Origin of the sequence: Streptomyces sp. RKAG293 (assembly GCF_023701745.1) — a bacterium.
Taxonomy (GTDB): domain Bacteria; phylum Actinomycetota; class Actinomycetes; order Streptomycetales; family Streptomycetaceae; genus Actinacidiphila.
The window spans coordinates 4838257-4851177 of record NZ_JAJOZB010000001.1 but is presented as its reverse complement, the minus strand read 5'-3'; the positions used below and the strand labels follow the sequence as shown (position 1 = coordinate 4851177).

The 12921-nt window shown below is 69.6% G+C and carries 16 protein-coding genes; 3 read left to right on the top strand and 13 right to left on the bottom strand.

All coding sequences use genetic code 11. The annotated features are described in order from the left end of the window. Positions 1–106: 106 nt before the first annotated feature. Both LNW72_RS42110 and LNW72_RS42105 read right to left on the bottom strand, forming a co-directional pair. The gene (locus LNW72_RS42110; RefSeq protein WP_374117306.1) at positions 107–634 is read right to left on the bottom strand and encodes an IS3 family transposase; all 528 of its coding nucleotides are present in this window, start codon (positions 632–634) and stop codon (positions 107–109) included. A gap of 97 nt (positions 635–731) precedes the next feature. Further along, positions 732–1040, bottom strand: a complete 309-nt coding sequence (locus tag LNW72_RS42105) for a transposase (RefSeq protein ID WP_374117305.1) — start codon at positions 1038–1040, stop codon at positions 732–734. 163 nt (positions 1041–1203) lie between these two features. Between LNW72_RS42105 and LNW72_RS21565 the strand changes: the two genes are divergently transcribed. Next, positions 1204–1863, top strand: a complete 660-nt coding sequence (locus LNW72_RS21565) for a class I SAM-dependent methyltransferase (RefSeq protein ID WP_250976909.1) — start codon at positions 1204–1206, stop codon at positions 1861–1863. A gap of 178 nt (positions 1864–2041) precedes the next feature. On the opposite strand, the gene LNW72_RS21560 is transcribed toward LNW72_RS21565, so the two are convergent. From LNW72_RS21560 to LNW72_RS21535, 6 genes are all read right to left on the bottom strand, one after another. Next, entirely contained in the window at positions 2042–2431 is a 390-nt protein-coding gene (locus LNW72_RS21560) for a hypothetical protein (RefSeq protein WP_250976908.1), read from the bottom strand. Positions 2432–2761: 330 nt separating this feature from the next. Continuing rightward, positions 2762–3679, bottom strand: coding sequence for a MurR/RpiR family transcriptional regulator (locus tag LNW72_RS21555; RefSeq protein WP_250976907.1), 918 nt, complete (start codon positions 3677–3679; stop codon positions 2762–2764). Between the two features lie 12 nt (positions 3680–3691). Continuing rightward, positions 3692–4039, bottom strand: coding sequence for a hypothetical protein (locus LNW72_RS21550; RefSeq protein ID WP_250976906.1), 348 nt, complete (start codon positions 4037–4039; stop codon positions 3692–3694). Positions 4040–4284: 245 nt separating this feature from the next. Beyond that, the gene (locus tag LNW72_RS21545) at positions 4285–6378 is read right to left on the bottom strand and encodes a glycosyl hydrolase family 28-related protein (protein ID WP_250976905.1); all 2094 of its coding nucleotides are present in this window, start codon (positions 6376–6378) and stop codon (positions 4285–4287) included. Positions 6379–6544: 166 nt separating this feature from the next. Continuing rightward, positions 6545–7519 carry a DUF389 domain-containing protein gene (locus LNW72_RS21540; RefSeq protein ID WP_250976904.1) on the bottom strand — a complete coding sequence of 325 codons (975 nt, stop codon included), beginning with the start codon at positions 7517–7519 and terminating at the stop codon, positions 6545–6547. Between the two features lie 59 nt (positions 7520–7578). Then, positions 7579–8535: a YafY family protein gene (locus LNW72_RS21535; RefSeq protein ID WP_250976903.1), complete on the bottom strand. Its 957-nt coding sequence runs from the start codon at positions 8533–8535 to the stop codon at positions 7579–7581. Positions 8536–8574: 39 nt separating this feature from the next. Here LNW72_RS21535 and LNW72_RS21530 point away from each other — a divergent pair, with 39 nt between their 5' ends. Together LNW72_RS21530 and LNW72_RS21525 are read left to right on the top strand one after the other, a co-directional pair. Continuing rightward, on the top strand, positions 8575–9054 hold the full coding sequence (locus tag LNW72_RS21530) for a hypothetical protein (RefSeq protein WP_250976902.1): 480 nt from the start codon (positions 8575–8577) through the stop codon (positions 9052–9054). Next, positions 9051–9500: a hypothetical protein gene (locus LNW72_RS21525; protein WP_250976901.1), complete on the top strand. Its 450-nt coding sequence runs from the start codon at positions 9051–9053 to the stop codon at positions 9498–9500. Before LNW72_RS21530 ends, LNW72_RS21525 begins: the two co-directional genes overlap by 4 nt. A 117-nt stretch (positions 9501–9617) precedes the next feature. Here LNW72_RS21525 and LNW72_RS21520 read toward each other — a convergent pair whose 3' ends face one another. The 5 genes from LNW72_RS21520 to LNW72_RS21500 all read right to left on the bottom strand — a co-directional run bounded on the left by LNW72_RS21520 (position 9618) and on the right by LNW72_RS21500 (position 12818). Next, positions 9618–10031 (bottom strand): rodlin, encoded by a 414-nt coding sequence (locus LNW72_RS21520; protein WP_250976900.1) that lies wholly within the window; start codon positions 10029–10031, stop codon positions 9618–9620. A gap of 117 nt (positions 10032–10148) precedes the next feature. Beyond that, on the bottom strand, positions 10149–10484 hold the full coding sequence (locus LNW72_RS21515; RefSeq protein WP_250976899.1) for a hypothetical protein: 336 nt from the start codon (positions 10482–10484) through the stop codon (positions 10149–10151). A gap of 470 nt (positions 10485–10954) precedes the next feature. Continuing rightward, the gene (locus LNW72_RS21510) at positions 10955–11746 is read right to left on the bottom strand and encodes a chaplin (protein WP_250976898.1); all 792 of its coding nucleotides are present in this window, start codon (positions 11744–11746) and stop codon (positions 10955–10957) included. 136 nt (positions 11747–11882) lie between these two features. Then, positions 11883–12116 carry a chaplin gene (locus LNW72_RS21505; protein ID WP_250976897.1) on the bottom strand — a complete coding sequence of 78 codons (234 nt, stop codon included), beginning with the start codon at positions 12114–12116 and terminating at the stop codon, positions 11883–11885. 291 nt (positions 12117–12407) lie between these two features. Next, positions 12408–12818 carry a rodlin gene (locus LNW72_RS21500; RefSeq protein WP_138351300.1) on the bottom strand — a complete coding sequence of 137 codons (411 nt, stop codon included), beginning with the start codon at positions 12816–12818 and terminating at the stop codon, positions 12408–12410. Between the last annotated feature and the right edge of the window lie 103 nt (positions 12819–12921).

Genomic DNA, 12921 nt, shown 5'->3' with positions numbered 1-12921 from the left:
TGCCGCGTCCCGCCGGCAGGGCTGATACGTTCTCAGGCTGCGAGACGAAACAGGTCGAGTACGTGCTCGGGCCGTGAGGTGCCCCCCGGAGTGTGGACACAGGGGTTCATGCTGCGAGTGAGAGTTTAGTTGTCTTGTGGTGCTGCTGTTCGAACTCCATCGGGGAGAGGTAGTTCAGCGCGCTGTGGCGTCGGCGGGCGTTGTAGTAGGTGAGCCACTGGAAGATCTCCAGCCTCGCCTGCCGCATGGTCGAGAACAGCTTCCGGTGCATCGTTTCTCGTTTCAGGCCCTGCCAGAAGCTCTCGGCGAGGGCGTTGTCATAGCTCGAGCCGACCCGGCCCATGCTCCTGCGGATGCCGTACCGGTCGCAGACCTGGGCGAACGCGGCCGAGGTGTATTGCGACCCGCGGTCCGCGTGGAAGATCACTCCGGCGGCGTTGCCGCCGCGGGTCGCGACCGCGGCCTGGAGCGCGTCGATGACGAGCTCGGCCCGTATGTGCGGGGCCATCGAGTAGCCGATCTCGCGGATCTCCTCGACCAGGGCGTCCTCGGCTCCCTGCCGCTCCGACCGCGCCTGGGCGCCGGCGATCCACCGGTAGTAGCCCGAGCGCGGGCCTGGGCGCCGGCGATCCACCGGTAGTAGCCCGAGCGGGAGACCTCCAGCACCCGGCATATCCGCTTGACGCCGAGCATCCCGGCGTGGGCGGAGACGAAGTCCCAAGCGGCGGTCTTCACTTCATCTCCCGCGCGAAATAGGCGGCTGCCCGTCGCAGGATCTCCCGCTCGAGCTGCCATTCCTTCTCCGCCTTGGCCAGCCGGGCGTTCTCCGCCCGCAGCCGGGCCAGCTCGGCCTCGGTGTCCTGCGACGCGCCGGAGGTGACCGGACGGCCGTCGGCGTCACGCACCCAGGTCCGCAGCGTCTCGGGATTGACGTTCAGATCGGCCGCGACGTCCCTGAACGTCCGCCTGCCGGCCGAAGCCCGCCACAACGCGATCGCGTCGGACCGGAACTCCGCACTGTACTTCGAGGGCCTTGCCACGTGGATCTACACCTTCCAGGATCAACAAAATCCATTGTCAGGTGTGTCCACACCACGGGGATCACCTCACCTGCGCCCTGGTACCCCGGCGGAGACACGGTCCAGGACGCCGACCGCCAGAACAGCCCCGCCATCCCGGCCGACGCCCTGACAGGGAGCCGACATGCGTGACCAGATCGACATGACCCCCGCCCTCCTCGACTACGTCCGCGACGTCTCGCTGCGCGAGGAACCCGTGCTGCGAAAGCTGCGCGAGGAGACCGCCGCGCTGCCCGACCGGATCATGCAGATCCTCCCGGAGGAGGCCCAGCTCCTCGCGCTCCTGATCCGCCTCACCGGCGCGCGCGAGGTCCTGGAGATCGGCACCTTCACCGGCTACAGCTCACTGTGCATGGCCCGCGCCCTGCCCGCCGGCGGAAGGCTCGTCACCTGCGACCTGAGCGAGGAATGGACGGCCGTCGCCCGCCGCGCATGGCAGGAGGCCGAGCTCCTCGAACGCATCGAACTGCGCCTCGGCGACGCCCTGGAGACCCTGGACGCCCTCTTCCTCGAGCGCGGTCCCGCCTGTTTCGACATGGTCTTCATCGACGCGGACAAAGCTCACTACCCGCAGTACTACGAACAGTCCCTCGCCCTCACCCGGCCCGGCGGCCTGATCGTCCTCGACAACACCCTGTGGTCCGGCCGGGTGACCGACCCCACCCAGCAGGACCCCGACACCCTCGGCGTCCGCTCCGTCAACGACACCCTCCTCGCCGACGAACGCATCGACCTCTCCATGCTTCCGATGGCAGACGGCATCACCATCGCCCGTAAGCGCTGACTCACGTCGGTCACGTGGGAAAGGTGCGGCGCGACACCATCGGTCCGCCCGCACGGCAGGTGCGTATGGGCACTCACAGGGCCCCGGAAGCCAGGTACGGCTCCCGGGGCCCGTCCACGCGTTCCCCAGGAGACCGGATGCCCCGGGTCCGCACGACCCCAGGCACCGACGGCGCTGGTCAGCGTCTGCGTGGGGAGGTGGCGGTGGTTGCTACGAGGGCCTCGGTGACGAGGCGGACGCCGCGGGCGAGGCGGCTCAGTTGTTCCAGCTCGACGGCGTAGAGGCGGATCGTGTTCTCGATGACGGCCTCGACCATGCCCATGGTGGGCAGCTCGGCCCGGCTGGTGGTCATCGCCACCTGGACCGCGCGCATCTCGTACTGGAGCTGGAGCTGTGCGTGGCGGGCGAGCAGGGCCGGGTGGCGGGTGAGGGTGGAGTATCCGGCGTAGCGGGCCGGCAGCAGGTCACGCAGCCAGCGGGTGGCGGTGCGTTCCCAGTCGGGGTTCCCGGGTGATTTGACCTGGCAGGGCCAGTCCGGGCTGAGCGTGGTGAGGGTCGTCTGGGACATTCTCGTCGCTTCCGAAGAGTGCCGAACTCTGATCAAGAGGTTGTTGGCTGCCTCGGCCCAGGGGTTGACCGAGGCTGCCGTGGGCGCTCCGCGGGTGCGAGCGCCCGGTGTGAACACCCCGGGCGCGCCACGAGGAGGGAGCGTCGGCCCGGGTGTTCCGTCGGGAGGGCGGGTCACGCTCTCCAATGGCGTCCGGTGGGCCCAGGCGCCGCTTGCAGTAAACATATATACCGTCGAGTACGCAAGGGTATGAAAAAATTCATACATTCCGGGCAAGGCGGCGCCGCACGGGCGGTGAAAACGGTTTCTAGAGGGTTCTCCAGCGGGTTCTCAGAGGAAGAAACCGTGCTGATCGGCGACCTGCTCGTACCCCTCGAGCCGCGCCTGCGTCCGCCCAGGATCGGCGTCGGCCATGGCCTGCAGCAGGGCCGCGGAGAGCATTCCCGGGGCCGCGTAGGAGTCGAAGACCAGCCGCGAGCCGGTGCCGGCGGTCAGCACCACGTCCGCCTCGTCCACCAGCGGGCCCAGGGTGAGATCCGTGATCAGCGCGATGCGCAGCCCGGCGCTGCGGGCGGCCCGCAGCGCGGCCAGGGTCTCCTTGGCGTGCCGGGGCATGGCGAACGCCAGCACCCACGCCCCGCCCGCCGCCCGGGACTGCAGCAGCGCGTCGAAGGCGACGCTGCCGCCGCGGGTCACCACCCGCACATCGGGGTGGATGCGGCGGGCGGCATAGGCGAAGTACTCCACGAGCGGCGCCGAGATCCGCAGTCCGAGAACCGTCAGCGGCACGGAATGGGCCAGCTCACGGCCGATGTCCAGCACCTGGTCGGTGTCGGCGAGCAGCCGCCGCACGTTCTCCAGGTTCTCGATCTCGGTGTCGACCGCCGCCTGCAGCTCATTGCGGCGGACCTGCTCCCGGCTCTCCGGCGACCCGGCGACCGCGCTCAGGGCGATCGGCTGCAGCACGTCCCGCAGGGCGGGGTAGCCGCTGAAGCCGAGGGAGGTGGCGAAACGCGTCACGGACGGCTGGCTGACGCCCACCCGCTCGGCGAGCTCGGTGATCGAGAGGAAGGCGGCCTCGGTGAGGTGGTCGATCAGGTACTGGGCGATACGGCGCTGTCCGGGGGACAGGCGATGGCCGTTGAACAGCGCGTGGACGCGGTCCGCTGGGGCACGCTCCTGCTCCTGGGGCTGCCCACCCGGGGTGATCGCAGCCGCCTGTGCCCGTGCCTGCTGCCCCGATGGCACCGGTGCGCCTCCTTATCCATGCCGCTCCTGCTCAACATAGCTCACGCCCTGTGGTCGGCCGGGAAATCTCCCCAGGGCGGTGTTCCACTGCTGAGCGATGGCGTCCGCACGGGCGAAGTGCTCGGTGGCCTCGGCGTCGCGGCCGGGGAGCCGTGCGAGCTCGCCGAGCGTGTACGCGACCGGCCGGATCGCCACGGTGGAGCCCGAGCTGGGCGGCGGTGCGTGGCGGTAGGGCAGCAGCGCCGCGTACGGCTCCTCGGCACCCTCCTTCTCGCCGAGCGCGACCATGGTCATCGCACGGAAGGTCGCGAAGACCTTGAAGAAGTGGTCCGGCCGGACCGGCGGCGCCCGCGCCAGCACCCGCCGGGCCCCGGCCGGCTGCCCGGCGGCGGCCAGGGCCGCGGAGAGCAGATCGCAGGCGATCGGGCCGTAGGCGTCGAAGGCCCGCCGGGCCGGCGGTACGAACTCGCCGGGCTGCTCCTTCGCGAGCGCCCCGTCCCGTCGAGCGCCCCCACGACAGCGGGGCCGGCCGCCCGGGTGGCTTCCCGGACGGCCGGCCCCGCTCTGAAGCGGTGAATTCCGTTCAACACAAGCTCAGTTGGACGTCACCAAGCGGACGGGGCCGGCGGTGCGACCACCGCCGGGCGGTCGTCGCAGGTGATGGTGTTCGGCAGCTCCCAGGGCGCGAGCCAGGGGCCGGTCGTACCGCCGCCGTCGTTGCCGCCGAGATCGGTCAGGGCGAACTCGGATCCGGCGGGCGTGAAGTGGAACGAGCCGCAGTTGTTGACCCCGACCGCACCGACGTTACGGGCGTCCACGTTCTCGAAGGACGAGGATCCCGCCGCGCGGCCGCTGACCACCGAGGTGCCCGTGCCGTCGACCCTGATGTCCTTGAAGTGGACGTTCGTGATCGAGTACAGGTCCTTCACCGGCCAGTCGGAGACCAGCATGATCGCGTTGTAGGTGTTGTCGAGGAAGTGGTCACCGGTCACCCGGATGTCCGCGTCGATGTTCTTCTCCAGCGCGAAGAACCAGATCGCCCCGAGCCCGATGTTCCAGTTCAGCTCGTACGTGCCGGCACGGACCGTGGTGTTGTCGGTGATCCACAGATGTCCGGTGAACGCCTCGGAGCCGAAGCGGGAGCCGACCTGGATGGCGCTGCCCTCCCGGATCGGGTCCGCGATCAGGTTGTTCGAGACCGTGTTGTCGGTGCCGCCGTAGATCGCGATGCCGTTGGCGAGCACCGGTGTCTGCACGGTGTTGTGGTCGAAGGTGTTGCCCGCGTTCCCGGTCTTCTCGGACCACATGGCGAGGCCGTCGTCACCCGAGTTGCGGACGAAGTTGTTCGACACGAGCGAGTGCGTGACACCCGTGTGGAAGTTGAGGCCGTCGGCGATCTGGTCGGCGATGACGTTGTCGGTGATCCGCAGATTCGTCATCGGCCCGTCGAACCACATGCCGACCTTGGTGTGGTGGAGGTAGAGGCCGTCGATCGTCGAGTTGTTCAGTGCCCCGCCGATCCCGTTCACCTGGTCGGTGTCGACCCGGTCGCGCACATCGCCCTCGACGGCGAAGCCGGACAGGTGGACGTTGCTGCTGCCGCCGGCCGCCGCGTCCTTGCCGTAGAAACCGACCCCGGTGTGCACCGAACCTCCCCCAACCTCCGGCCGGGGGTGCCCCCCTAGTGGCGTACTGAGGGAGACCTGGTGACCCTTGATGATCGTGTACCAGCTGCCGGCGCCCTCGATCGTCACGTTGTCGACGACGATGTGGCGGTTCACCTGGTAGGTGCCCGGCGGGAGGTAGACCTTGAGGTGCGTCCGCTGCGCGAAGGCGATCGCCCGGTCGATCGCGTCGGCCGAGTCGCGCCGGCCCGACGGGTCGGCGCCAAACGCCAGCACGTTCGCCGCGACGACGGCGACGTGCGGCGCGCCCACGAGCTGGGAGTCGAGCAGGTCGATGGTGGTGGCCGAGGCCTTGCTCCCGGCAGGAACGGTGAGCCGCACCTTGTCGCCCGCGCGGTACTTCCTGCCGAGCGACAGCCGCTGCTCGTCGTAGAAGTGGTTGGGGCGGAACGGCGTCGCGAACTCCGGGGCGGGCGTCGTGGCGGCGGGCACACAGGCGCACTCGGTGACCCAGTAATCGGGGTGCAGCAGCCCGGCGTTCGGGTCGTTCGAGAACGGATACTGGTTGTACAGCCAGGAGTACTGCGACGTCAGGGTCGCGGTGGTCCGGTTCCTGCCGTTCACGGTGACGTCGAGCGGTGCGGTGATCCCGCCGCCGCCCGGCGCGTCCGGAATGCTGTAGCGCACGGTGATCGCGTCGGCCGCGGCGGGCAGCGTGAACTCGACGTACTGGCCCGGCGTCAGGGAGACCGCCCGGCGCCCGGACGCCTCCGCCGGCAGCGTGTACGCGGTGCGGCCCGGGCCGATGACCGTGCCGTTCGTCGCGGCGTTCTCCGCCTCCTGCTCGGCGAATCCCACGCTCGCGCCCCGGCCCGCGACGAGCGCCGGAGCAAGGGCGGCACGCGTCACCACCGGGCCGGCACCGCCACCCGCGGCAGATCCCGCCGAGGCCGTCCCACCGGCCAGAACGCTGAGCCCGACGGCCGCCGCGGTCAGCGACGCGACCGCCACCGCGGCTCTTCGCCGCGGTGCGTCCGACCACTTCGCCACAGCACCGGTGATGCTCCGTGACATCGCATGCTCGTTTCTCTCGGGAGGACGAACGCCTGGGACCCGCACGGCGAAGCAGCCGCCATGAGGGTGAGGTGACAGTAGGACCCCACTCCCGGTTCCACAAGGTTCCTACCGAAGAATTCCGTCGACTTACCTTCTAAATACGGCAGTCCGTCGAAGTCTTGCGTCAACTTCCTTGATTCATTGCGCCGGTGCCATCCGGACGGTGGCCCGTCGCGACATGCAGGCCGTAGCGGTTCCACAGGAAGCGCTGAACGAAGAGGGTGACCGTGCCGGCCAGCAGCATGCCGGCGAGGTTCACGCCGAGCTGCTGGAACGAGGCGGCGACCTCGTGCCAGTGCGCGAGCGCGACGGCCACGGCGATGTTGCCCGCCGCCGGGACCGTGGTGACCGAGATGAAGACGCCCACCAGGGCCGCGGACTTGCCCGCGGTCATCGACAGGATTCCCGCGACGCCGGCCAGCAGCGCCACGATGAACGACCACTTGTCCGGGTGGATGATGAAGTCGGTCGTCGGTCTGTTGTCCAGCATGTCCGGAGTGATCCAGCCCAGCAGCCGGCTGGTGACCGCGCAGGCCGTCGTGATCGCGATCGCGACGGCGAAACCGATGACGAGGGTGCGCACGGCCGCGCCGATCAGCCGCAGATCGCCCCGCAGCACGCCGAAGCAGGCCGCCGCCACCGGACCGAACTCGGGGCCCAGCACCATCGCGCCGACGATCAGGATCGGCTGGTCCAGCAGCGCGCCGATCGCCGCGATCTGTGTCGCGAGCGCCAGAAAGGCCAGGAACGCCCAGGTGAGGCGGGTCTCGGCGGCGGTGCGCGCGGCCAGTTCCTCCCAGACGACGGCGTCGTCGGGTTCCCCCGGTGCGAGCTCCTCGGCCTTCTCCGCGGCGGTGGAGATCGACAGATACAGCTCCTCGACGGTGATCCCGCCGCTGTCCTTCAACCCCAGCGCGCGCAACCGCGCGAGCACGCCGTTGGCCGCCTCCCTGGCCACGTCGAACTCGACGACGTCGCCCGGCGGCGCGTACGCCGCGCCGGACAGTCGCACCACGTTGACCACCGCGGGGCAGTCGGTGGCGGTCCTCAGCACCTCGTCGGTGCGTTCCACGGGACTGATCACTCGCACATGCAGCACAGCGTCATTGTGCCCGGGTTCGCCCTCCCCGGGCCGGCGCCGCCAGGCCGGCGGCGCCGTCACGCGGAGGCGTAGCGCTCCGCGAGGGTCCGGGACGTCTCGGCCAGCCGGGAGCGCAGTTCCGGGGGGCCCAGGACGTCGACGTCCGTGCCGAGGGCGAGGAACGTGCCGTGGGCGTGGTCGAGGGACTCGATCGGAAGCGTCGCGCGGGTCCAGCCGTCCGGTTCCGGGGTTCCGGTGGCGGCCAGGGCGCGGGCGGCGGCTCCGGTGAGCCGGGACGCGGCGCCCGGCGCGAGCCGGACCAGCGCCTCGCCCTGGTGGAGGCGGGCGTGGAAGTCCGCCTGGTAGCGCTGCCAGTAGCCCGCCAGATCGAAGTCCCCAGGTGGCTGGAACTCCTCGTCGAGCACGGTGAGTTCGAGGATGTGGTCGACGCGGTAGGTGTACGGCCCCGGCCCGGCGACGATGTACCAGCGGCCCGCCTTGAGCACCAGCCCGTACGGCTCCAGGCGCCGGTCGACATCGGTCGGCGCCTTCCAGCGGCGGTAACGGACGTCGAGCACCCGGCTGTGCCACACCGCGTCCGCGACCTGCGGCAGATGCGGGACGTCAGCGTCGTCCGCGTACCAGCCGGGCGCGTCGAGATGGAATCTCGCCTGCATGCGTTCGGCCTGGGCGCGCAGCTCGGGCGGGAGCGCCGCGCGCAGTTTGAGCTGGGCGCCGGCGAGGGCGGCGCCGAGTCCCAGCTCGGCGGCGGGGCCGGGGATCCCGGAGAGGAAGAGCGCCTCCGCCTCGCCCGCGCTCAGTCCGGTCAGCCGGGTGCGGTAGCCGGCGAGCAGCTGGTAGCCGCCGGAGTGCCCGGCGTCGCCGTAGAGCGGGACGCCCGCCGCGTGCAGCGCGTCGACGTCCCGGTAGACGGTCCGTACCGACACCTCCAGCTCCTGCGCGAGCTGGGCGGCGGTCATCCGGCCCCGGGTCTGGAGCAGCAGAAGAACGGAGAGCAGACGGCTGGACTTCACTGACACAAGATGTCAGTGAAGTGGCTCTACGGTCCAGCCATGGCTTTCACGGAGAAACTGCTGCGGGTGCTGCCACCGGTCGAGGTGGGGGGCCGCTCCATCAAGCGCTACCACGTCACCGCCGACCCGGCGGGGATCGAGCCCGAGGTCGAGAAGGCCGCGTACGCGATCCTCCCCGAGCTGCTGCCCGAGCCGGACGGTACGCCGCAGGCCACCTTCATCGTCCTCCACAGGGGAGGGGACGACGGAGCGTACCTGAACGCGTACAGCTGGGCCTGGGACAACGCCCTGCACTTCGCCGGGGCGGCGGGCGGTCAGCCGGTGCTGGGCTGTGCCGACAACGACCCGACGCACTTCGTCCGGCTGGAGCCGACGCTGATCGGCTGCGTCTGGGAGCTGGCACCGCTCCTCCATGAACGGGACGCCTGGGTACGGCACATGCTCGCGCCCGACCGCCCCGACCTTGCCGCCTATCTCGCCGACTCGCTCCCCGAGGGCACTACAGGAGACCGCTCATGAACGACTTCGACTTCCTCACCGGCAGCTGGGACGTCGCCAACCGGTGGCGCACCGACTTCCTCGACGAGACCAGCGAGTGGGAGGAGTTCCCGGCCGTCAGCCACGCCTCGGGGCACTTCGAGGGGGGCGCGAACTTCGACGAGATCGTCTTCCCGACCAAGGAGTTCGCCGGGCTGACCGTGCGGCTGTACGACACCGAGCGCAAGGAGTGGTCGCTGTACTGGGCCAGCAACCGCACCGGGACGCTGTTCCCTCCGGTGACCGGAACCTTCACCGACGGCGTCGGGGAGTTCTACGGAGACGACATGCACGCGGGGCAGCAGGTCAGGGCCCGTTTCATCTGGTCGGCGATCACGGAGGACTCCGCGCGCTGGGAGCAGGCGTTCTCGGTGGACGGGGAGAAGACCTGGGTGACCAACTGGATCATGGAATTCACCCGCCGCTGACCCCTCTGACCCCTCACCGCTGAACTCTCACCACAGCCCGCCGCCGGCCACGCGCGGGGAGGGGGCCGGGTCGCCGGAGGAGATGGGCCGGCGACCCGGAGTGGTGCGTGGCAGGCGTCAGCCGTTGTGGGCGCCGTTGCCGGAGAGCACCGGGATCTGGTTCAGGATGTGCGACGCGGCCTCGTCTCCCTTGCCCTGGGTGGAGTTCTCGGCGCACTGCTGGTTCTGCGGCGACGCCAGGACGTTGATGTCCTGCGCCGTGACCGGAACCAGGATGCCGACGAGCGAGCCGACGTTGGCCTTGACCGGGACGCCCGCGCAGAGCTTGTTGACCGAACCCTGCACGAGGCCGATCTGCGGGCTCTGCATGCCGTCGGTGTGGGTGTTGCCGTAGGACTGTTCCGACCCGTTGCCGTTCACGGTGTTGAGACCCGACTCATCACCGATGGCCATCGCCTGCGGGGCCGTGGCGGCACCGACGGCGACGACAGAGGCCGCCAGGGCGGCGCCGGCCAGGAACTTCTTGATCATGATCAGTCCTTTGTCTGCGGGGGGATGCCCTACGTCGGGGCGAAGAGATCAACCGTTCAGAACGGGTTTGGTTCCGGAGCTTCATTCCATTGGCGGAAATCGCCCCGCACAGTGAAGTCAGCCGCCGAGGGGCAGGCCGCCGAGCAGCGACGTGGCCTTCGCGGCGCCGGCCAGCGTCGGCGTCAGGTTCTTGGCGGCGTCGGTCGTCTGGCCCAGGAGCGAGTTCGTGGAGGTGTCCGACCGCAGCTTGTCGGTGGTCTTGGAGACCGCGCCCACCACGGGTCCGAGGCTGGCGTCGCCCGCCTGCTGCACCGGCTGCGCCGCGAAGGCCTGGTCGAGGCCGCCGTTGATGCTGGTCGGCATCGGGGCCCCGTCGGCGGCGAACGCCGGCGCGGCGGCACCCACGGCCATCACGGAACCGGCGACGACCACAGCAACCTTGGAGAACTTCACTGTCAACCCTTTCAGTGGCGGCGCCCGGGACGGCCACCGAGGTGGCGGCCGGGTGAGCGGCTGGTGGCTCACGACGCCGTAGTCCCCCTGGCTAACGACCCCGCCGCGCAACGGAAACCATGAGGAAAGATCCTTCTTGGCAATCACTCGAAAGTGAAGAACTCATGCAATTCTAGTATCAATTGAGTTCTCTGGATTCCGGCCCGTGAGTACCGGAAAGAGGCGAACGCATTTGAAACAAGCGAAATGACATATTCTCGTTCGCGTGAAGTCGCGGTGCGGCCAGGGGGACCGTGGCGTCCGGCCCGTACTATCGAAGACGCACGAGGAGTCCGCAGATTCCTGCGCACGGCCTGCCCGAGGTGGGCCCCCAGCCGCCGGCGAATTCGCCGATTCGGGCACCTCGCGAATCTCCTGTCGCGGGACACCGGGGCAGGCCGTTTCCCCATCGCGTCAACGGATCAATTCGATCAGACCCTCGCGGCGCGCGTTCGGCGGTAGAGCATTGCTCCACTCAGCAGCAGCCCGGCACTGACCGCTCCGGCCGTACCGAGGTCCCCGGAACCCGTCTCGGCGAGCTGCGCGCGCACCGGAACGACGGGCCGGGTCGCGGCCGCGTGCTTCGGCGGCGTGACCTGCTCGACCGGCGGCGGGGTGAGGTGCGTCGGCGGCGGGGTGTGCCGGACCGGCGGCGGCAGGGGGTGCGTCGGCGGCGGGGTCCACTCCTCCCCACCGCAGTTGGCGCCCATGGCCGGGTTCAGCAGCGCCACGACGTCGATCGAGTCGCCGCACACGGTGACCGGGGCCTGGACGGGGACCCGGACGCTGTTGCCCGAGCCCACACCGGGCGAGCCCGACGTGGTGTTCGCCTCGTCGTGCCGCATGCCGTGGTGGCCGCTCTGTTCCTTGCGGTGCCGGCCGCCGTGCTGGGCCTTCCCGTGCACGGGTGCCCCGGTGTGCTGCGTGGGTGCCCCGGTGTGCTGCGCGGGTACCGGCGCGTGCCGCTCGTGCGCCGGGGCGGACCCGTTGCCGCAGCCGTTGCCCATCGAAGGGTTCAACAGGGCCACGACGTCGACCGTGTTGCCGCACACGTTCACCGGCGCGTCCACCGGGACCTGGATGCTGTCGCCGGACAGCACGCCCGGCGAGTTCGACGTGGTCGCCTGGGCCTCCGTATCGGCGTGTGCGTAGCCGCCGGTCATGGCGAGCACTCCGCTCGCCGCGGCGACGGTGATCAGACTCCTGCTCAAGGCCTGTCGCATCGACTCTCTTCCCTGCCATGGGTGTTTCACGAAGCGCGCGGGAAGGTCTCCCGCACGCCGCAACCGAAGCGGCCCCGGAGCACAGGCGAGCGCTCCGGGGCCGCAACGGGTCGCCCTCACGGGCTGGGGACCAACGTCACTTGTTGGTGCAGGCGTTGCCGAACGCCGGGTTGAGCAGCGCGATGACGTTGACCGTGTTGCCGCACACGTTGACCGGGATGTGGATCGGGATCTGAAGGCTGTTGCCCGACAGCACACCCGGCGAGTTCGTGACCTCGGCCTGGGCGCCGGCGTCGGCGAATGCGGGGGCAGCGCCACCCATGACCATCAGCGTTCCTGCGGCGATTGCGGCAACCTTCGAGTACTTCACGTTGAGCTCCCTTTCCGTAGGGGCGTCGATCACAGTCACGACCGTCGTGCTGCCCGGGGGAATTTCTTGCCGCCCGTAACGCCGCTACCATCCGGGGTAACGACTGCCGATGGCTGGAGAAACCCTTCACGTACCGCTGCCGTGATCATCCACCCGAATGCCGTAACTTCGGCTTCCGTAATTCACGAATTGCCGTACTGAATACGGCTCCAGGTGCGAATTAGGGCAACGCAAAACAGCCCTGGCCGCCGGTGGTGGTCACCGGCGGCCAGGGCCTTCAGGCAATGCGGATCAGTGGTTGCCCGCGCCGTTGCCGGAGAGGACCGGGATCTGGTCCAGGATGTGCGACAGCGGCTCGTCGCCCTTGATCTGCGAGGAGTTCTCGGTGCACTGCTGGTTCTGCGGCGACGACAGGACGTTGATGTCCTGGACCGTGATCGGAACCAGGCCGACGAGCGAACCGACGTTGGCCTTCGCCGGGAGGGCGATGCACGGCTTGTTCAGGGAACCCTGGACGAGCGCGAACGAGGGGCTCATGTAGCCGCTGGTGTAGGTGTTGCCGTACGACTGCTCGGAACCGTTGCCGTTGGTGGTGCTGGCACCGCTGTCGTCGCCGATCGCCATCGCGGGCGCGGCCATCGCGGCGGTGGCGCCGACGACGGAGACAGCCACCGCAGCCGTGGCGAGGAACTTCTTGATCACGATGATTCCTTCTTGTGCGAGATTGCCCCGGTACCGGGTCGGACTGATCAACCGTCCATCGCAGGTTTGGTTATGGTCCTTCACCCGAACGGTGACAGCCCCG